The sequence below is a fragment of the Siphonobacter sp. SORGH_AS_0500 genome (assembly GCF_031453245.1).
Lineage (GTDB): Bacteria > Bacteroidota > Bacteroidia > Cytophagales > Spirosomataceae > Siphonobacter.
The window spans coordinates 2,180,043-2,200,333 of the sequence record NZ_JAVIYT010000001.1; the positions used below are offsets into that span (position 1 = coordinate 2,180,043).

The window sequence follows — 20,291 nt, forward strand, 5'->3', positions numbered from 1 at the left end:
CTTATGGAAAAACGTACTTTCATCAAATTATCTTCCGTCTTTCTGACGGGTTCGCTTTTCTCGCCTATGACGAGCTGTAACCAAACCAAGCAAACCGAATCAAGGGCAACTACCCAGAGTGGCAAACAGTACAATTGGGCCCGTAACCTTGAATATAGTACGGAGAATTTTCAATATCCCGAATACGCCCGAGACATTCAGGGCCTCATTAAGGGAAGTAAAAGCCTGAGAATTCTTGGTACGCGGCATTCGTTCAATCGCATTGCAGATAGCACGCAGGAGATCGTTTCCCTGCAAAAGATCAAGCCGGTTTATGTAATTGATAAAGAGAATAAGACCGTTACCGTAGATGGAAACGTAAAATACGGCGATCTGGCCGAATACCTGCATTCAGAGGGATACGCCCTGCACAACATGGCCTCGCTGCCGCATATCTCAGTGGCGGGTTCCTGTGCAACGGCGACGCATGGTTCGGGGGTAAAGAATGCAAATTTGTCTTCAGAAGTGGTAGCTCTGGAAATGATTACGGCAGCTGGTAGATTACTCCGGGCTTCCCGAACCTTAAGCCCCGAAACTTTTCCCGGAATGGTGGTTGCTCTGGGGGCACTGGGGGCGATTACAAAAGTTACACTTAAGATTCAGCCTGCTTTTCAGGTACGACAGGATGTATACCAGAATATGCCGCTGGTGGAGGTGAAAAAACACTTTGATGAAGTAATGTCGGCGGGTTATAGCGTGAGTTTATTTACTAATTACGCCAAAGAGAATATTAATCAGGTGTGGGTCAAGCGGAAGGTTGAGGGAGACGTGAAACTGAATCTGGCTACGGACTGGTTCGGATCAAAACTGGCGACTAAAAACCTGCATCCCATCGAAGAAATTTCGGCGGAAAACTGCACTGAACAGATGGGGGTTCCCGGTCCCTGGCATGAGCGATTACCGCACTTTAAAATGAACTTCACGCCAAGTAGCGGGGAGGAGTTACAATCAGAATTTTTTGTTCCGTATAAAAATGGAGCTGAAGCTCTGGCTGCTGTTTTCGAATTACATGAAAAAATTACACCGCATTTATTAATCTCAGAAGTACGAACCATCGCTGCTGATGATCTTTGGATGAGTCCCTGTTACCAGCAGGATTGCGTGGCCATTCACTTTACCTGGAAACAGGACTGGATGGCAGTGAAGCAGGTATTACCTTTGATTGAAGAAAAACTGGCTCCCTTTAACGCTCGTCCACACTGGGCTAAGTTATTTACTATGTCGCCATCCAGACTTCAGTCGCAATATAAAAAGCTGGATGACTTCAAGAAATTAATCAAGGAATATGACCCGGAAGGGAAGTTCAGAAATGAGTTTCTAGAGCAGAATTTATATGGAGTTTAAGGAACTCGCCTCTGGTCGGTAGGGTACAAACTCGTAGCTGATCATAGAACATCTTTCCCAGACAAAAGCTTTTTTACTAACATCGGCCAGAGGTCTACCAAACTATAACGTCACTCGGCTAGAGCCGAGCGACTGCGGGGTTGGGTATCAACAATTGAATGTTAGACGAATGATGCCAGCGAAAAAGCTGGCATCGGTTGGGCTGAAGTCTATGGATTTGTCTTTTGTATTTTCTTACAGTCACTCGGCAAAGCGAGCGACTGCGAGAAAACCATTCGTGAACGGAGCTTCTGTCAGTGCATTTTTGTCTGAACTATTTGCAGAAAAGCAGAATAAGGAAAGCTAATACTCTATATAATAAAATAATTTAAAAATTATCATCGACTGCTTCGGTCGGTTGCTAAATAATCCGTATCATTCGGGAATGAAACGCATGGTACGTACCCCTATTCTCATGGCAGGTGCCTTTTTTGCACTGGTGTCTTTATCTTCCCTCACGGACCCTAAACCTATGTATAAGAATGCTTCGTTGCCTACGCATCGGCGGGTACAGGACTTGCTCAAGCGGATGACCACCGAAGAAAAAGTGGGTCAGTTGGCTACGCCGCTGGGCTGGTTTATGTATGACAAAAATGGCTCGCAGGTAACGGTAAGTGAAAAATTCAAAAAAGCGGTAAAAGAACAGCAGATCGGCATGCTCTGGGCCACCCTGCGGGCTGATCCCTGGACGCAAAAGACGTTAAAAACGGGCTTGAGTCCCGAGCAGGCGGCTCAGGCTACCAACGCTTTACAGAAATACGTCATTGAAAATACCCGTTTAGGGATTCCCTTATTATTATCCGAAGAGTGTCCACACGGGCATATGGCCATTGGCACGACGGTTTTTCCCACGGCTCTGGCTCAGGGAAGTACCTGGGACCCGGCTTTGATTCACGAAATGGCCAAAGCCATTGCTCAGGAGGCTCGGATGCAGGGAGCTCACATTGGTTACGGCCCGGTGCTGGATTTAGCTCGTGAACCTCGGTGGTCTCGGGTAGAAGAAACCTATGGTGAAGATCCCGTCCTGAATGGTCAAATGGGTATAGCGATGGTGACTGGTTTTCAGGGGAAAAACCTGAAAAGCGGATCAAATATTATTTCGACGCTGAAGCATTTTACGGCTTATGGAGTTCCCGACGGAGGGCACAATGGTGGTAGTGTTTCGCCAGGAAATCGTGAGTTACATCAGGCCTATTTGCCTCCTTTCCGCGATGCGGTTCAGGCTGGAGCTTTGTCGGTAATGACCGCCTATAACTCCATTGACGGTATTCCCTGTACGGCTAATCCGGTATTGTTAAAGTCCATTTTACGGAAAGACTGGGGCTTCAAGGGCTTTACCGTTTCAGATTTGAACAGCATTCAGGGATTAACTTTCAATCATAAAGTCGCGGCCAATAACACAGACGCAGCTGCGTTAGCAATTAACGCCGGACTGGATGCGGATTTAAGCGGAACAGGTTTCGATAAATCACTAGTACAAGCCATCAAACAAGGTAAGGTGTCGGGAGCCGTGCTGGATTCTGCCGTTAGCCATGTGTTGCGTTTGAAGTTCGAAATGGGACTTTTTGAAAACCCTTATGTTGATCCTCAGAAAGTTACTAACGTAGCTCGCAGTGCGGAACACCTTCAGTTAGCTCGCCAGGTATCCAGAGAGGCGATTGTCCTTTTGAAGAATACCAACGAGTTATTACCCCTCAAAAAAGACCTGAAAAGCATCGCCGTGATTGGACCTAACGCGGACAACGTTTATAACCAGCTTGGCGATTACACGGCACCGCAGGCGGACGGAGCCGTGATTACGGTGCTCAAAGGAATTCAGAACAAGCTGGGTAACGCCACGCAGATCAACTACGCCAAAGGATGTAGTATTCGGGATACGTCGACGGCTCAGATTGCAGCGGCGATTGAGGCAGCCCGGAAGTCCGATGTTGCCGTGGTGGTCATCGGTGGGTCGAGTGCCCGTGATTTCAAAACGGAATACCAGGATACCGGAGCCGCTCACGTAAAGGCATCTGAAACATCGATTAGTGATATGGAAAGTGGGGAAGGATATGACCGCGTGAGTCTGGATTTGATGGGACGTCAGTTACAGTTGCTGGAAGCGATACTCAAAACGGGTAAGCCCGTTGTTGTGGTAATGATCAAAGGCCGTCCGCTGAACATGAATTGGATTTCGGCGAATGCTCCAGCCGTTATTGATGCCTGGTATCCCGGACAAGAAGGCGGGAATGCGATTGCCGATGTGTTATTCGGTGATTATAATCCCGCGGGTCGTCTGCCGATATCGATTCCTAAATCCATAGGTCAGATTCCTGTCTATTACAATTACAAAAGTCCCGTTAAGCACGATTACGTAGAAATGGACGCCAAGCCTTTGTATCCGTTTGGATACGGTTTAAGTTATTCAACGTTTGAATACAGCGATTTACAAACCCAGGTAACACCTACCAAAAACGACGTAACGGTAAAAGTAACCGTTCAGGTAAAAAACACCAGCAAGCGGGACGGAGACGAGGTAGTTCAGGTATACCTAACTGACAAAGTTTCTTCGGTGGTTGGCCCCGTGAAGCAACTGAAAAAGTTTCAGCGGGTTAATGTGAAAGCGGGAGAGACCAAAACACTGACGTTCGAGTTAAAGGCTAAAGATCTGATGTTGTATAATGCGGAAAACCAATGGGTAGCCGAGAAAGGTGACTTCAACGTACAAGTCGGAGCTTCTTCGGATGATATTCGGGTAAATAAAGATTTCCAGTTAGCATCAGATATTCGGAAATAGATTTCAGTTTGCGGTTTTCAGTCTTTAGTTAGTTAGAAAGGGGTTATTCTTTTATTAACCTTTATGGGAAATACTTAACTGAAAACGGAAAACCGCTAACTAAAAACTCTAAAGCAATTTGTCTTTGAATTTCTGATAGAGAAATGAAGTTACCAGTAAAAGCACACCGACACTTAGGAAGATGATGATTTTTCCGCCCGTAGCGACACGGCTTAAGTCGAAAATCAGCAGTTTGATTAATACGACCCCAAATAAAGCGATGCCCGCCAGACGGTATCGCTTTATTTTTTTGCTAAAACCCAGAACAATCAAGGTCAGTGAATAAACGCCCCAAAGTACGCTGAAGCCTGCCTGTGTCGCCATGAGCCGTTGCTCAGTGGCTTCGGCGGGACTATTCAGGATGAAAAGCGTTACCAATTCCTGACTTAATACCCAGAGAATAACGCCGTGAATGGCGTATAAAAATAGATTTCGGGTTTGTTTCCAGTTACTAGAATCATCAGGAATCATCCGGTATAGACCATAGGTAATGCCTGCAATGCCAAGATAAAGAAGGTAACGGGCGTTAATCCAGGCCGTTGGGGTTTTGATGGTAAGCAGGGTAACGGCCTGAACGGGATTCTGGAAAAAGATATAAATAAAAATCAGCACACTGAGTACCAGACTCGCTACTTGCCAGAAATACAATCGTCGCGGAGCAATGATTACTAGGGTAGCTCCGATGTATAGGCTGGTATAAATGCTGAAAACGAGATTTTGAACGGCTTGCGGAAATCTAAGATTGCCCTGAGCTGCAAAGTAACGATCCCATTCCATTGAAATCACGTAATAACCCATTACAAACAGTAACAAGCCAAGTAATTTTCTTGAAAAACCAACTTGTTGAGCCTTGATCGACTGGATTAACATAAAGATAACCGCCGCAAGGAATAAGGCATTCGTAAGAAAAGTAAGATTCCAGTAAGGCAGATAATCTAATGAAGGGTTGGGAATAGAGTATCCGTGAATGAGTAGGGCACAGGCTGTCAGATTAATCAAAGCCGTCCCGAAGTGAGTCAGAATTTTCGACGAACGTTGAATGCCCAGCGTGTATAAGGTAGCGGCTCCACCTGCCCAAACCAACGTAATCCAATCGCCTTCCAATTGGATAGGAACCATTAGAATAAGGAATACAAGGGCCATAGACAGCGAAGCATCCGCTAACGAGGTCAGATTTCTCTGCCGTAAAAACCAGGCGATTCCCCCGTGAAATAGGCTGTTGGCAAACGTATAGGCAGTGATAGAAAGGGTTGAATAATGCTGCTCTTTCAGAATGAAATACGTGGGAATGTAAAAAAATAGAGCGTTTAATACAATCTGTAAAATCGTGCGATGATGAGCGTAGGCTTTCTGGAATAAAGGGTAAACCAGTTGATTGGCATACATCTGCAGAAAGAAAATGGTGCCGAATACCAGACTAATCCAGACGTAGCCTGGACGGTCGAAGCCATTGATGATGAAGGCTATAAATATCAGCCAGGTAACGAAAAAAGCGGAGGTGTTCATTAACTGCCAGTCGCGTTGGTAGGCCAGACTCAGCACGCCAGCGTTCAGAATAGTCATGTATACAAAAAGTCCCCAGGGGGCCCCATTGCCACCCACCAGAAAAGGAACCGCATAAGCCCCGACCAGACCGAATAAGCCAATCCATTGCACTTCATAACGCGTAGCCTGCCAGACCGTAAAGAGCGTAACGAGTACCATCAGTGCAAAAGATAGCGGCGAAGGTAAGAACTGATAAAAGTAATAAGCCGCGTACGTAGTGAGATATACGGTAGCCACGCCTCCGCTGAGTAGTACAGCACTGTAGGTCAGGTATTTAGGCTTTAGCCATAGGGCCAGCGTAACAAGAGCAGAGCCGATGCTCCAACCCAGAGCCAGTCGCCCCCAGGGGCCAATAAGGTCATTGTCGAAAGCGTATTTAACGAAAATCGCAATCCCGATCACTAGGACGGCAATCCCAACTTTGCTTAATAAATTCCCTCCGATGTATTCTTCCGTTGGCGTTTTGGCGTACGTAGGAGCAGGTTTTGTTATTACGGGTGGAGAAACCGCAGAAACTGGAGCTGAGGGAGGAGCAATGGGGGTTTGTGTAACGGTTTTAACAGGAGTAGTGTCGGGGCGTAGTGAACTTAACTCCCGTTGAATCTGAATAAGATTTTTCTGAGCACTGGAAAGCTGCTCCGCCAGTCGCTGGACTTCGGCTTCTAATGCATCGATCCGATTACGTTCATTCATAGGTAATAGATAGAGTAGGTTGGAAGGTAATGAGCTTAGTTTTCTGTTTTTGATTAACCACAGCGTTACTCAGAGTTTTGCACAGAGTACCTCAGCATAAAACTTTGTGAACCTTGGTGTCTTCGAGCCTTTGTGGCAAAAAATTGAAAACAGAAAACTAAACTTATTGGATTACAAAGTTAATTCGGTCGATTCCGGTGTTTTTGTTTACCTGGTCGTAGGCGTAAATCTGTATTTCGTACATGCCTTTATCTTTAACGGAAAGCATTCCTTCAAAAATATTATCCTGCGAAGCAAAGCTCAACGGAATTTCTCCAAACTTCATGCCATCTTTTTTGACGAGAGCTTTTACTTCGATGTTATCAGATTTCCAGAACCCGTTTTTATTAATCACACAACCGCACATCATAACCAGATTAATCCGAATTTTTACCTGATTATCCTTTAGTGTGGTTTGGGTAATCACCTGATGAGATTGAGGTTCTAAAATGTCCACCATTAATCCGGGAATTTGTAGAATAATCCCGTCGCCATCGATGGGTTTTCCCGGGATGAGCCAGAGCTGGGTAGAAGCTTTTACGGCTGAACTTTTACGATTAACGGGAGCGATGGCTTCGACGGTAACGAAGGTAGGAGCATCCAGTTTTAAGTCTGCTTCAAATCGGGCTGTCTGTTCGTCGGTAAGGCGATTGTGGCGTTTGTAGGGCTGGTTCATAAGTAAATCCGTGTTGCCAGAATTTCCGCTGGTCAGACCTTTCGCCAGAATTTCACCCGTCAACTCATTACGAATAATGACATAAGCCCCACCAATGCCGGTGCCAATAAATTTGGCATCTTTGGCCTGGGCCCGAACGATAACTTTGGTGGTTTGTGCAAAAGTAAAAGTGGAAGTTAGGAGTACTAAAGTAGTGGTTAGGATTTTCAGCATATCAGATTTGACCAAGAGAAGAAAGAATAGGAATCTAAGATAGGTAAAAAACCTAGAGACGCGATTCATCGCTTCTGGGTAAGAGGCAGTTTTGGGTTACCCCTACGTTACTTTCATTTCCCGGCCAGACGCGATGAAGTCGCGTCTCTACAGGGTAGAAAACCAAAGGCCCGGATTGTTTATACAATCCGGGCCTTTTAAAGAGATATAATTCAAGGAATTACAGACCAAATTTGGCTTTTACCTGATCCACGTAATCCAGTTTTTCCCAGGTAAATAATTCTACTTCCTGCTCGATTACTTTTCCGTCGGGAGATTTGAATGTTTTTGTTACCACTTTCGATTCGCGACCCATGTGACCATAGGCAGCCGTTTCGGAATAAATTGGGTTACGAAGTTTCAGACGCTGCTCAATGAAGTAAGGACGCATGTCGAAGATCTCGCCTACTTTCAAGGCAATTTCTCCGTCCGTTAATCCCACCTTCGAAGTTCCATACGTGTTGATATACAGACCGCAAGGCTCTGCTACGCCAATGGCGTAAGAAACCTGAACCAATACTTCATCCGCCAGCCCAGCAGCAACCAGGTTTTTCGCAATGTGCCGCGTAGCATAAGCTGCCGAACGGTCTACTTTCGAAGGATCTTTACCCGAGAACGCACCCCCACCGTGGGCACCTTTTCCGCCGTATGTATCAACAATGATCTTACGACCCGTCAGACCCGTATCGCCGTGAGGACCACCAATCACGAATTTACCCGTAGGGTTGATGTGATAGGTAATTTCTCCTTCGAATAACTGGCTTAACTCAGGTTTCAGAGCAGCTTTCACGCGGGGAATAACGATGTTAATGATGTCTTCGCGGATTTTAGTGAGCATCGTTTCGTCATCACCGAAATCATCATGTTGCGTCGAAACAACGATGGTATCAATTCGCTGAGGCGTGTTGTCATCACTATATTCAATCGTTACCTGAGACTTCGCATCGGGGCGTAAGTAAGGCATCAGCGACAGCTCATTATTACGAATGTCGCTCATTTCCTTCAGGATTTTGTGAGCTAAATCCAGAGCTAAAGGCATGTAGTTGTCCGTTTCGCGGGTAGCGTAACCGAACATCATACCCTGGTCACCCGCACCCTGTTCTTCAGGATTTGAGCGATCCACGCCCTGGTTAATATCCGCTGACTGGTCGTGAATAGCAGAAAGAACACCGCAGGAATTGGCTTCAAACATGTATTCAGACTTCGTATATCCAATTTTACGGATTACTTCACGAGCAATGCTCTGAACGTCGAGATAGGTAGTTGATTTAACTTCACCGGCCAAAACAACCTGTCCGGTAGTTACCAGGGTTTCGCAGGCAACTTTAGATTGAGGGTCGAAGGCTAAGAAATGATCAATGAGGGCATCTGAAATTTGATCGGCTACTTTATCAGGATGTCCTTCAGATACAGACTCAGAAGTGAATAGATAAGGCATGTGCTGTTAATTAATTGATTGGGAGTACGAATCGATAAATATGTAATGTTTCGTAAACCTTGGCCAAAGGAAGGAATTGAACGTTTTGAATTTTTCTAAAAAGCTGATTTTCAAGAAAAAAGCCCGTATCGTTAAACCACCGTAGCGTTCTAAACTCGGTTGGTGCCCTAACTGGAGCCTCTGGATACTTTTGCAAAATTGTACATTCCGTGGAAATTCACCAAACAAGATGGCTTAACCTTGTCGGAATTCCTGAATATTTCGTTTAAAAATGTCAATGGCGGCTTTTGTAAAGGGAAGGATGGGTACGGAAACAATGACTTTTAAGTCTTCTACCAGACTGCTTTCTTCATCCAGAAACCGGAAAATGCGGGGAGCCGGATTTTTTTGGAACAACCCCGTAAATATAGCAGCCGTAGATACCCGCTTTTTTAAAAAGACATTTAGAAAAACCTGATCGTAAAAGTAATTCAGAGCAGGGATTGCTTTGTGGGTTACGGGCGAAACGTCGAAAGATCGTTCCAGGTTATGAACCAATTGTTGTAAACGCTTTTGCGTGCGGGTAAAGGTATAACCCGTGCTGGCCCGCGTATAACCGCCCGCAGTACCCACGCGAATCACGCGTGGAGCTGCCTGTTCCTGAGCAGGCTCGTCGCTCATGGGAATAATCCCAAATTCTTCTTCCAGAATTTCATAGTGCTGAATGGAAGTGAATTCCTGAATGTAACTTTTTAAACCTTTATCGTACTCTTTTTTTGAAAGCAGGGCTGGGGTAAAGAGCGTGAATTCAATGAGAGCTTCCGTTTCAGAAAAAGGCATTACGTAGATGAATCGACATTCGTTCTGCTGGTCGATTCGGAAATCCATCATAATCGGTACCTGCGGGTCAAAGGCAGGTTGATTGGTGCGAATGACCCAGCCTTTGAAGTGCTGTAACAGGTTTTGGTAGACAAAGCCACTCGCTGGCAAGGGTTTCATGGCTTGCAAAACGTGCGTACTATCGAAACACCAGCTTGCCCGGTATTCGCCTGCTTCGGTTTGAACAATGGCTTCCTGGTTATCAGACAGAATAGACTGAATGGGGCTGTATAAGAATTCAATGGCAGGGTTTGTCGCCAGTTCGTGATGAATAAACTGGTAGAAATCAATTCCGCGAAGTAACTTATACTGATGCTTGCCTAAGGTCAACTTTCGGGAAAATCCATTAGATCCATGAAACCAGATGGAATTCCATTTTCGGTAGAGGATGGACTCGAATGCACTTTCTCCTTCCTGCCAAAAGGCCCAGGTGCGGTCATTCCGGGTTTTCTTTTCACGATCAATAATCAAAATTTTCTTATCGCGTAAAGCACTACGATTGAGGTAATAGGCCAGACTTAGTCCAGCCATACCTCCTCCTGTTATGATGATGTCGTACTTCAAGCAATCGGGAATCTCGTGAATGAAAATAGAACCTGGAAAATTCGATTTTGTTTGAATGCAGAGAGGCGACTTTATCGCGTCTGGGTAGAGGCAATTTTTGTTACTCCCGCTATGGCTGGTGTCTTCACCCGCCATTAATAAAGCATAATGGTTGGTGAGGACACCAACCATAGCGGAGGGCAAGAGGCAGTTTCTTAGCTCTGCCTGATTTCCATCTCCCGACTAGACGCGATGAAGTCGGCTCTCTACAAAAAAGGCCTCGCTACTCCTAGGTAACGAGGCCTTTGACTCAAATCAATATAAATTATACGTTTACGTGACGTTCGGCATGGTAGCTGGAGCGTACCAGCGGGCCCGATTCAACGTATTTAATCCCTCTTTTTTCGCCCTCTTCCTTATACATCGCGAAGGTGTCGGGGTGAATCCATTCAATAACTTCGTGGTGCATTTTTGTAGGCTGAAGGTATTGGCCCAGCGTCAGAACGTCCAGTCCATGAGCGACCAGATCATCCATAGCTTTGAATACTTCGTCCTGCGTTTCGCCCAAACCTAGCATAATGCCCGTTTTGGTACGTTTGCCAAAGTCTTTCGTCCGTTTGATTTGCTCCAGACTCCGCGAATATTTCGCCTGAGGACGTACGGGGCGATACAGACGTTCTACCGTCTCCATATTATGGGAGACCACTTCCTGTCCGGCAGCAATCATACGCTCCAGAGCAGCCCAGTTTCCTTTCGTATCAGGAATCAGCGTTTCAATCGTTGTGCTGGGGCTTAATTCTTTCGTCAGGCGAACCGTCTGATACCAGATTTCAGCTCCCCGGTCTTTCAATTCATCCCGGTTTACAGAAGTCAGAACGGCATGCTTCACACCCATGATCTTAATGGCTTCGGCTACGCGACGGGGTTCGTCCGCATCATATTCGTTGGGACGTCCGGTTGCTACTGCACAGAAGGTACAGGAACGCGTACAGACATTACCCAAAATCATAAATGTAGCCGTACCCGCTCCCCAACACTCACCCATATTCGGACAGTTTCCTGACTGACAAATGGTATGGAGTTTATATTCATCTACAACTTGCCGCACGTTGCGGTATTCCGGACCGGTGGGGAGTTTCACTCGCAACCAGTCGGGTTTGCGGGTAGAGGAACCTGGCTTGTTCTCGCCTTTGGTGCCTGTACCGGATTTTGTTATTACGGGTAGCTCAATCATCCCAATATCAATTGCTGATTTGATAAACAGTGGGGTCTATCAAAAGATGTACAAAGGTAATGAGCTAACCTGTAATGACGATAAAAAGTTGCGTTTGATAAAAGAATGAAACTTTTCACTTGAATTGTGAGGGCGATAATCCCGTGAAGAAAGATGAGTTAGAAAGAATAACTTACCTTTAATGGCATTTTTTAGGAAAAGTGAGAGAAAAGCTTTTCGGAAAATACGTCTCATTCATTCAATTAAGATAACAGTTACAGGCATGGCAACGGCTACCATTACGTATTTAGGACAACTTCGCACGCAGGCTACACATGTAAGATCTGGCTCAGAAATTATTACGGATGCTCCAGTGGATAATCACGGAAAAGGAGAGGCATTTTCTCCCACTGATTTAGTTGCTTCGGCTTTGGGTTCCTGCATGTTAACCATCATGGGAATCGTTGCCCAGCGGGACCAGGTGGATATTACGGGGACGCAGGTAGAAGTTACGAAGAGTATGGCTGAAAACCCTCGTCGAATCAGTGAGATCGCTGTTAAACTGATTGTTAAGACGAGTCAGCCCCTAACTGAAACTCGTAAAAAGAAGCTGGAAAACGCCGCCTTAACCTGCCCCGTAGCGGAAAGCCTTCATCCCGACCTAGTGAAGGCCGTTACGTTTGAATTTGTTGTGTAGGGTTTGGCGTTTTGAGTTTAAATGTTGTGCCGCTGCCGTCGTGGCGGCTCCACAGGGGCAGTAGTGCTTGGGGATTCTGTCTGTCATCATATCCTATAAGAAAAAAGCCGGAATGATCTGTTTCATTCCGGCTTTTTTCATGCCGCTGCCAGCTTTTTCGCTGGCAGCAATCGGTTTAATTCTTTATGGAATGCGTTTAGACCTAAAGTCACTGCTGCCAGCGGCCACGATGCTTGAAGATGCTGTTTAGTATCTACAACTCAAAGGAAAAGCCGAAATGAAGTGATCATTTCGGCTTTTCCTTTGAGTAATACTGAAGGTTTTAATAACAAAATCCCAACACTTATTTACGGCTTAACACTGATTCTCCCCACCAGGCTTGCTGGATTTTTTTATTTACTTCTACATTAGGGAAAATACCACGGAATAACTCCGCTCCAGGACCATAAGCAAAGACAGGAACAGGATTGGCAGTGTGGTTCGACCAGATGAATTTACCTTCTACCTTACCATTTCTCCAGTCACCGCCCGTCAGGCATAAACCACCCGTTTCGTGGTCAGCAGTGACAATAACCAGCGTTTCGCCATCTTTCTCGGCAAAGTCCAGGGCAGCTCCTACGGCTTTGTCAAAATCAAGCGTTTCGGTGAGGAGGTAATCCAAATCGTTGGCGTGGCCAGCCCAGTCAATTTGAGAACCTTCGGCCATCAGGAAGAAGCCATTGTTATTCTTCGAAAGGATTGATAACGCTTTTTCTACTTCCTGACGAAGCATTTCACCGCGACCTTCTCTAACTTTTTTAGGGTTTTCGCGGGCTGTGAACGCTACCAGTTTTTTACCTTCCAGTTTCGTAAAATCACCAGAAGTATCCGCTACCGAATACCCTTTGTCTTTGAAAGCCGCTAGTAAGTTTTTCTGGTCTTTACGTTCGGTAAAATACCGCATCCCTCCACCAATGACTACATCAAGATCGGACGTAACCATATCCTCGGCGATGGCTTCGTGTTTGGACCTTGAAGATTGATGAGCATAAAAATCTGCTGGTGTAGCATCCGTAATATCGCACGTAGTGACAATACCGGTTGACAGTTTTTTCTTCTTCGCCAGTTCGGCTAACGTTACCTGAGGACGGTTCGAAGAATCCACCGCAATAGCTCCGTTTTTCGTTTTGACACCCGTAGCCAGGGCCGATCCTCCCGCACCCGAATCCGTGATGAAATCCTTAACCGGGTGTGTCGTCGACATCCCCATGTAAGGAAGACGATTCATATGAAGAGAGCCTTTATTGGCAATTTGAGCAGCATAAACGTGATTAGCTCCCATACCGTCGCCAATCAGTAAGATTACATTTTTAGGTCGTTTGGGCGTAGTTTGAGCAAAGCTCGACACACAGGCGGCCATCAGTCCTAAACAGAGAAGTGCGTAACGATTCATAGATACTAAAGAATAATGTTTCGAATTGCAAAATTCCACTATTTCCTGAACCTCACGGCGGCTCATCATGTCAATAAATTGTTAATAATAGCGACCTAAATATCATGAATTGATAAATAGAAGAATATTACCTGAATGCTTTTCAAACCAATAGCTGAGGAGTAATGCTTATTTTATGTAAATTGATTTTTGATCATAAATAAGAATTCGTTTGTAATTTACTAATTAATAACCTGCCCGCTTTTAGAAAACTAAATATTAAGTTAAAAACATGGAAAAATAAAAACCATTAATTTTATTTGTTGGAGTCAATCCTCGAATGTCCTTCATTTCACCACCTTAATCCTATGCTCACACCACCTATCCAACTACTGTTGTAGGCTTAAGTCCTACTACTTAACATTGTTTTAAGTACAGATGCTAGTCCTCCTAAAAAATTGACCTTCTCTCATTGAAGATAAATTTATTCTTTTACCTATCCTGATAAATATCCTTTATGAATCGGTTGTCCGCCTGGTTTGCTATACTCTTATGTATAGTCAGTCTCTCCACGTCTGCCCAACGCTTTAAAATTAGTAAAGTAACAGTTGATGATCTGGCCGCCAAGTATTATCCTCTGGATTCCGCCGCTGAAGCGGTAGTTCTAGGAGAGTATGGGTCCGTAGAAATTACGGATAATGATATTAAAGGTTATTATGCGGTACATCGACGAATTCGACGCATTAAAATCCTGAAAAAATCAGCTTATGATCGAGCTACGATATCGGTTCATCAATACCGTAGGGGGGCAGATAGTGAGGAAGTAATTCGCAATATTAAAGGAAAAACGTATTGGCTGGAAAATGGGGAAATTAAATCCGAAGACCTGAGCAGATCAGCCATTTTTACTTCCAAAACTAACAAAAACTTTTACGAGACGAAGTTCACGCTTCCCCATGTGCAGGAAGGTTGTATTATTGAGTATGAATACGATCTGATGTCAGACTTTATTTTGCAGCTTCCGTCCTGGGATTTTCAAACGGATATTCCTATCAAGTATAGTGAGTATTATGCAACCTTCCCTCCCAAATTAGGCTATCGGGCGGTCTTCCAAAACCCGGTTGATCTGGTGATTAAAGAATATTCTGAAAATCCCAATACGGGAACATTTATGCGGTATGCGGTGAAAGATCAACCGGCTTTACGGCCTGAACCCTACATCACCACGATAGATGATTATACCACACGTTTGCGTTTTGAGCTGGTTGAAGCAATGGTTAATGGCCGGATACAGCGGTTTAGTCAAAGCTGGCTGGATGTCGATAAAAAGATGGCTACCGACGATGAAGTGGGTAGTTACATTCGGAAAACTACATTCCTGAAAGCAGCGGCTAAGGAAATCAAAAGTAAGTACTCGGATACGTTGTCAATCATCAAGGAAGCCCACCGGTATATCCGCACAAACATGACCTGGAACGGGCACGTAAGTTACTGGTCGGCCAGCAGTCCCAAAACCATCTTCGAGCAAAAGACGGGTAATTCGGCGGAGATCAATCTAATCCTGATCGGTTTGATTCGGGAATTAGGTTTTGAGGCCAGCCCCGTGATTCTCAGTACCCGCTCGAACGGAGCTGTATTCATGGAAATTCCTATGATTTCCTACTTCAACGATCTCGTTGGGATAACGAACATTGGTGGAAAAGAAGTGCTTTTAGACGCAACGGATACGTTTCTTCCCCTGGGCGTTTTACCAGATCGTTGTCTAACCAGAATTGGACGTATTGTAGATATTAAACATGCCAATTGGGTTTACCTCAAACCCACCTTAACTCGACAGGTAAAAACGCTTCAATATACACTCGATGAATCTGGTTCAGCCAAAGGATCTATTTCCTATAGCTGGCAGGGTGAGCTTGCTTGCCGTTACCGGAATGCTATTCAAAAATCGGGGATTAAGAAGTTTGGGAAGGAACTAATCAAGCAACCTTCTGCTGAAGTAGGCGAAAGCAAAGTTGAAAACGCTACGGAAATCGACAAACCCCTGATTGTAACTACAGAGGTTTCTTACGAAGAAACCTTTAATAAAGCGGGCGATCGTATTTACTTAAGCCCTGCCTTGGGGGAAGCTCTTTCCGTCAACCCCTTTAAATACGAAAAACGAATGTATCCTGTCGATTTTGGTAGCCCCAGTGAAGAAGTTTTCATGGCCAATATTAAAATTCCGCAGGGATATGTAGTGGAAAGTTCACCTGCAACTCAGGTCATAGCATTGCCAGAAGATGGAGGCCGGTTTACCTATCAGGTCCAGGTGCATGGAGAGGATATTATTAATGTTGTTACTCGTTTGCAGCTTAAAAAACCTATTTATTCTTCTGAAGAATATCCTTATTTAAAGCAGTTAATGGATATGGCCATTGCAAAAAATGGAGAACAAATTATTCTTAAAAAGAAATAATTGAATAGGGTTAAAAATCTGGTTATGAAAAGGGTATTATTTTTATTACTTCTGTTTCCGCTGAGCCTTTTCGCTCAGACGTATTCCGTAGAGTCCATTCCGGCTGATTTACGAAATGAAGCCTCTGCCGTGATTCGTTTGCAGGAAGAAAGTTTCGAGGTTTTAGCGGTAGGAGAAGCCGTTAAACGCATACATACGGTTGTTACCATTCTGAATGAAAAAGGAGATAAATATGCTACTGAAGAAGTGTATTACGATAAGCTGAGCCGTGTTAAAAACTTTGAAGGTAAGTTATATGATGCGAATGGAAAGGAAATAAAACGACTAAGAAAATCGGATATTCTTGATGTTTCATCTCATTCAGATTATTCACTGTTTGACGACAATAAAGTAAAGCAGGCTGACTTTAAGTACGCTAATTATCCGTTTACCGTAGAGTTTGATTACGAATTAGTTTCTTATAATACTTTATTTTACCCTTACTGGATTCCGCAACGAGACGAAGAGCTTGCCATTGAAAATTCAGCTTTCACGGTAATCGTTCCTGCTACGCTGGGATTACGTTTCCGGGAAATGAATGGGGTAGGAGCGGTTCAGAAATCAGAGAAAGATGGCATTCAGACGTATCAATGGCAGGTTAAAAATCTGAAAATCAGAGAAGAAGAGCCATACGTTGATTTTTATGCTTCCTGCGGGCCTGCCGTATTGACAGCTCCCAATCAGTTTGACATGAAAGGTAACAAAGGCTCGGCGGCAAGCTGGAAAGAGCTGGGGCAGTTTTTCTATGACCTGAATGTGAATCGTGATGAGTTACCCGAACCCGCTAAGGCTAACGTTTTGAAGGTAGTTGGAACAGAAACCGATCCACTGCGTAAAGTAGAAAAACTATATCAGTATTTGCAGCAATCTACCCGATACGTAAGTATTCAATTGGGCGTGGGGGGCTGGCAGAGTATTCCGGCGGCAACGGTGGTTGAGAAAGGCTATGGAGATTGCAAGGCTCTTTCCAACTACATGAAGGCAATGCTGAAAGTAGCTGGAGTGACTTCTTACACCGCTTTGGTCTCGGCGAGTTCTATTGATGTTTTGACGGATTTTCCATCGGCCCGCTTTAATCACGAAATTCTGTGTGTACCACTGGCGAAGGATACCCTTTGGCTGGAATGTACGAGTCAACACGCCGATCCAGGTTATATGGGCAGCTTTACGGGTAACCGACATGCCTTGCTGAATACGCCGCAGGGTGGGGTACTAGTGAAAACGCCTTCTTACCAGCAAACCGAAAATGGGCAGTATCGTACCATTGAAGTATTCCTGGATAAAGAGGGAAATGCGGCAACAAAGATGCTTACCCACTATTCAGGAATTCAGCACGATGATTATCGCTCTGCCACCGAATCGATGGCTGGGGAAACGCTGAAACGCTGGAAAATTCAACGGATGCGTCTGGCCAGTTTTGATCTGAATGACTTTGTCTTTGAAGTGGGTAAGCCCGTAAAGAGAATTCCTTCGATTACTGAAAAATTGAGTCTGACGGTTCGGAAAAGTGCGACGATGAGTGGTAATCGTATGTTCCTGTCAGTTAATCAGTACACACCCTGGACGCTAATTCCTAAAACCCTTTCCAATCGTCAGCATGAAGTGGTATGGACGGTGGGTTTTACGGATGCCGATACGGTTACCTATCATATTCCCGAATCTTATACGCTGGAAGCCTTGCCCGAACCTGTTAAATTGGAAACGGAATTTGGTACTTATACCGCTCAGACTGTTAAAAAGGGCGAGACTATCGTCTATACCCGGCGGCTGGAAATGCCCCGGTTTCGTAAACCCGCTTCAGCTTACCCTAAATTCGTAGATTTTTGCAAGAAAATAGCTCGGGCAGATCGCTCACAAGCGGTCTTTGTGAAGCAATAATCTCTCCTTAATTAGAACAAAAAAGCCGAAGCTGTAGTATTAGCTTCGGCTTTTTCATTCGATGTTGCAGGTGCCTTCAGCTAAGCAATGAGCAGGAAGTGTATCCTTCCCCGGGTTTATAAAGAATTTAGAAAGGGTTAAAATAACCAGATGAAAAATCGCACGTAGCGTGAAATTGGACGTATAGGCATAAACTTTTTTGCACAAGAGGATCAGTAGAGAATATACCTCAATGGGTAGTAAGTACAGGTGAGGTTAAGTAATTAATAAAAATACTGTAACTATTCCAACAAAATATTTAATCATTCAATGAAATATTTGGTAAGTTCGTAAAGAAACGCATTCTTTGCATAGTACAAAATATCACGGCAAAGTACAAATACGAGCTGTTCCCCGCTTGACCCTTATGTATATCAACGCGATAAGTAGCTATCTGCCGGAGCAAGTTGTTACCAATGAACATTTTGCCCGACTGAATGGATTGTCTGACCAGTGGATCGTGGAGCGGACGGGCATCCGAGAACGTCGGAAAGCTGCCCCTCACGAAAACACTAACACGATGGCCGTTGAGGCCGTTCGTCAGGGCCTAGCCCTTTTACCTTACCCAGTACAAGAAATTGATTTGATTGTAGGGGCTACATACACCCCTTATGATACGATTGTCTCACTGGCTCACGCTGTACAGCACGACCTGCAGATTCCAGATATTCCGGTTCTGTCGGTTTCTACGGCCTGTTCGTCTTTATTGAATGCGATTGAAGTAGTGCAAGGCTACTTCTGCATGAAAAAAGCGACCAAAGCTTTAGTGGTCGTGTCGGATAATAACACCGCTTACAGTAACGAATCTGATAAAGTAGCTGGTCACCTGTGGGGCGACGGAGCCGCGGCTCTGTTCATGTCCAGTGAACGGGTTTCTGATTCTGATCTGAAAGTGGTCGATATTCTGACGGGCGGTGCGGCTACGGTTGGCAAGGCTCTGGAAGGTGTAGTATTGCGACCCAATGATGAAGGTTTTGTAATGCCCAATGGCCGCGATGTCTTTATTCATGCTGTTCAGTACATGCCCAAAGCCAGTCGTCAGATTTTGGGCCGCAATGGCCTGACGATGGAAGACGTGGACTGGGTATTGCCTCATCAGGCCAATTTCCGAATCAGTAAGAAAGTAATGGAGGAATTAGGACTTCCCATGGAAAAACTTCTATCTAACATTCAGTACTTGGGTAATACCGGTTGTGCGGGCTGTGCCATTGGTCTCAGCGAAAACCGTTACCGATTCCAGAAAGGAGACAACATCGTAGTGACTACCTTCGGAGGTGGTTATTCGTACGGTGCTATGTTGGTGGCAGTTGAATAACTCTACGTTATTTCCTAGCAAAAAAAGGCTAGTCCAATCTGTGGACTAGCCTTTTTGCTGTATTGTCAAGCAATGATTGCTTAAAATTTCATAGTCAGAACCCGATCCCGGGAATTGTCATACGCATCCACCGATACTGAAAGACTGCCAGGGGCTTTGGTTAAAAAGTTATAGGTATCAATCTGATCCCAGAATTCACTTTTTTCCTGACCAAAATCAATGGTCTTGCTGGCTCCTTCGTAACTGATAACCAGGTAATAATGCTTGGAACGAGGAGTAATATCCGCGAATTTCTTATACACTTTTTCGTGTTTCCATTCCATAGCCTGAATGGCCTTGGGTTCGTCCACCGTATTTTTATCCTTCTTGTTGAAAGCCGAGAAAGTGTCATACATGGCGTAAGCCGCAAAAATCAGCACAATTAGCGGCATGAACTTCATCCAGATGTCTCCGTTATCTTTTCTGCCTTCATTATCGCCTTTGCCACCGAACATTTTTCCACCCCCAAAACCTGGAATGGACATTTTCTTACGCTCACGGTGGACAGGGCGGTAATACGGATTATCTTGCTGGTTTTGGCTCATAGTGAAAATGAAGTAGGGATTATGGTGTCTTTTACAGAACGTTAATAAGCAAACTAACGTTTCAAAGTAGTCGTAATTTCAAAGCTTACTTTCCTATGATACAGCACTAGGGTTTTGTATCAGGCGGCAAATTACAACGAATTTTTTAGTTTGAAAGTTTCATGCCTCAGGGCTTCGGTTCAGAAAAGCTGTCAATTTGTCGCTTTGATATAACGTTTTGACCACTTTCGACTCTAAACTGTATTTAGGAATCGTTTTTTTGTTTTTGGGTAAAAAGAATGAAGTAAATTTGCATTCTACCTATTGTTGTACCCCGGTTGGGGTTTCATGTAAATCCGCTTAACCTGGCCGGATTATGAAAGAGCAGCTCGGTAAAACG

13 protein-coding genes and 1 riboswitch are annotated in these 20,291 nt (G+C 44.7%); of the genes, 6 read left to right on the plus strand and 7 right to left on the minus strand.

Annotated features, from left to right (window positions below; all coding sequences use genetic code 11):
- Nucleotides 1-3: 3 nt before the first annotated feature.
- Both QE357_RS09165 and QE357_RS09170 read left to right on the plus strand, forming a co-directional pair.
- Nucleotides 4-1,383, plus strand: a complete 1,380-nt coding sequence (locus QE357_RS09165) for a D-arabinono-1,4-lactone oxidase (protein WP_309706865.1) — start codon at nucleotides 4-6, stop codon at nucleotides 1,381-1,383.
- Between the two features lie 433 nt (nucleotides 1,384-1,816).
- Complete coding sequence (locus tag QE357_RS09170) at nucleotides 1,817-4,198, plus strand: glycoside hydrolase family 3 N-terminal domain-containing protein (RefSeq protein ID WP_309706867.1); 2,382 nt, start codon at nucleotides 1,817-1,819, stop codon at nucleotides 4,196-4,198.
- A gap of 108 nt (nucleotides 4,199-4,306) precedes the next feature.
- Here QE357_RS09170 and QE357_RS09175 read toward each other — a convergent pair whose 3' ends face one another.
- From QE357_RS09175 to lipA, 5 genes are all read right to left on the minus strand, one after another.
- Nucleotides 4,307-6,475, minus strand: a complete 2,169-nt coding sequence (locus QE357_RS09175; protein ID WP_309706870.1) for a DUF2339 domain-containing protein — start codon at nucleotides 6,473-6,475, stop codon at nucleotides 4,307-4,309.
- A 163-nt stretch (nucleotides 6,476-6,638) separates the two neighbouring features.
- Entirely contained in the window at nucleotides 6,639-7,403 is a 765-nt protein-coding gene (locus tag QE357_RS09180) for a hypothetical protein (RefSeq protein ID WP_309706872.1), read from the minus strand.
- Nucleotides 7,404-7,623: 220 nt separating this feature from the next.
- On the minus strand, nucleotides 7,624-8,880 hold the full coding sequence (metK, locus tag QE357_RS09185) for a methionine adenosyltransferase (protein WP_309706874.1): 1,257 nt from the start codon (nucleotides 8,878-8,880) through the stop codon (nucleotides 7,624-7,626).
- 89 nt (nucleotides 8,881-8,969) lie between these two features.
- Nucleotides 8,970-9,073, minus strand: a riboswitch (SAM-I-IV-variant riboswitch).
- Between the two features lie 41 nt (nucleotides 9,074-9,114).
- Nucleotides 9,115-10,473, minus strand: a complete 1,359-nt coding sequence (locus QE357_RS09190; protein ID WP_309706876.1) for a lycopene cyclase family protein — start codon at nucleotides 10,471-10,473, stop codon at nucleotides 9,115-9,117.
- 133 nt (nucleotides 10,474-10,606) lie between these two features.
- Nucleotides 10,607-11,515: a lipoyl synthase gene (lipA, locus tag QE357_RS09195; RefSeq protein WP_309706878.1), complete on the minus strand. Its 909-nt coding sequence runs from the start codon at nucleotides 11,513-11,515 to the stop codon at nucleotides 10,607-10,609.
- 262 nt (nucleotides 11,516-11,777) lie between these two features.
- On the opposite strand from lipA, the gene QE357_RS09200 reads away from it, so the two are divergent.
- On the plus strand, nucleotides 11,778-12,191 hold the full coding sequence (locus tag QE357_RS09200) for an OsmC family protein (RefSeq protein WP_106635022.1): 414 nt from the start codon (nucleotides 11,778-11,780) through the stop codon (nucleotides 12,189-12,191).
- 343 nt (nucleotides 12,192-12,534) lie between these two features.
- Here the strand turns inward: QE357_RS09200 and QE357_RS09205 are convergent, their stop codons facing one another.
- Entirely contained in the window at nucleotides 12,535-13,623 is a 1,089-nt protein-coding gene (locus QE357_RS09205) for an alkaline phosphatase (protein WP_157830181.1), read from the minus strand.
- A gap of 496 nt (nucleotides 13,624-14,119) precedes the next feature.
- Between QE357_RS09205 and QE357_RS09210 the strand changes: the two genes are divergently transcribed.
- From QE357_RS09210 to QE357_RS09220, 3 genes are all read left to right on the plus strand, one after another.
- On the plus strand, nucleotides 14,120-16,057 hold the full coding sequence (locus QE357_RS09210) for a DUF3857 domain-containing protein (protein ID WP_309706881.1): 1,938 nt from the start codon (nucleotides 14,120-14,122) through the stop codon (nucleotides 16,055-16,057).
- 24 nt (nucleotides 16,058-16,081) lie between these two features.
- Nucleotides 16,082-17,974 (plus strand): DUF3857 domain-containing protein, encoded by a 1,893-nt coding sequence (locus QE357_RS09215; protein ID WP_309706883.1) that lies wholly within the window; start codon nucleotides 16,082-16,084, stop codon nucleotides 17,972-17,974.
- A 406-nt stretch (nucleotides 17,975-18,380) separates the two neighbouring features.
- The gene (locus QE357_RS09220) at nucleotides 18,381-19,328 is read left to right on the plus strand and encodes a 3-oxoacyl-ACP synthase III family protein (RefSeq protein WP_307142830.1); all 948 of its coding nucleotides are present in this window, start codon (nucleotides 18,381-18,383) and stop codon (nucleotides 19,326-19,328) included.
- A gap of 80 nt (nucleotides 19,329-19,408) precedes the next feature.
- On the opposite strand, the gene QE357_RS09225 is transcribed toward QE357_RS09220, so the two are convergent.
- Entirely contained in the window at nucleotides 19,409-19,912 is a 504-nt protein-coding gene (locus tag QE357_RS09225; RefSeq protein ID WP_106635017.1) for a hypothetical protein, read from the minus strand.
- Between the last annotated feature and the right edge of the window lie 379 nt (nucleotides 19,913-20,291).

Excerpts from the sequence above, each read along its gene's own strand:
- QE357_RS09165 (WP_309706865.1), top strand. The coding sequence starts at position 4 with ATGGAAAAACGTACTTTCATCAAATTATCTTCCGTCTTTCTGACGGGT.
- QE357_RS09170 (WP_309706867.1), top strand. The coding sequence starts at position 1,817 with ATGGTACGTACCCCTATTCTCATGGCAGGTGCCTTTTTTGCACTGGTG.
- QE357_RS09175 (WP_309706870.1), bottom strand. The coding sequence starts at position 6,475 with ATGAATGAACGTAATCGGATCGATGCATTAGAAGCCGAAGTCCAGCGA.
- QE357_RS09180 (WP_309706872.1), bottom strand. The coding sequence starts at position 7,403 with ATGCTGAAAATCCTAACCACTACTTTAGTACTCCTAACTTCCACTTTT.
- metK (WP_309706874.1), bottom strand. The coding sequence starts at position 8,880 with ATGCCTTATCTATTCACTTCTGAGTCTGTATCTGAAGGACATCCTGAT.
- QE357_RS09190 (WP_309706876.1), bottom strand. The coding sequence starts at position 10,473 with ATGGTTGGTGTCCTCACCAACCATTATGCTTTATTAATGGCGGGTGAA.
- lipA (WP_309706878.1), bottom strand. The coding sequence starts at position 11,515 with ATGATTGAGCTACCCGTAATAACAAAATCCGGTACAGGCACCAAAGGC.
- QE357_RS09200 (WP_106635022.1), top strand. The coding sequence starts at position 11,778 with ATGGCAACGGCTACCATTACGTATTTAGGACAACTTCGCACGCAGGCT.
- QE357_RS09205 (WP_157830181.1), bottom strand. The coding sequence starts at position 13,623 with ATGAATCGTTACGCACTTCTCTGTTTAGGACTGATGGCCGCCTGTGTG.
- QE357_RS09210 (WP_309706881.1), top strand. The coding sequence starts at position 14,120 with ATGAATCGGTTGTCCGCCTGGTTTGCTATACTCTTATGTATAGTCAGT.
- QE357_RS09215 (WP_309706883.1), top strand. The coding sequence starts at position 16,082 with ATGAAAAGGGTATTATTTTTATTACTTCTGTTTCCGCTGAGCCTTTTC.
- QE357_RS09220 (WP_307142830.1), top strand. The coding sequence starts at position 18,381 with ATGTATATCAACGCGATAAGTAGCTATCTGCCGGAGCAAGTTGTTACC.
- QE357_RS09225 (WP_106635017.1), bottom strand. The coding sequence starts at position 19,912 with ATGAGCCAAAACCAGCAAGATAATCCGTATTACCGCCCTGTCCACCGT.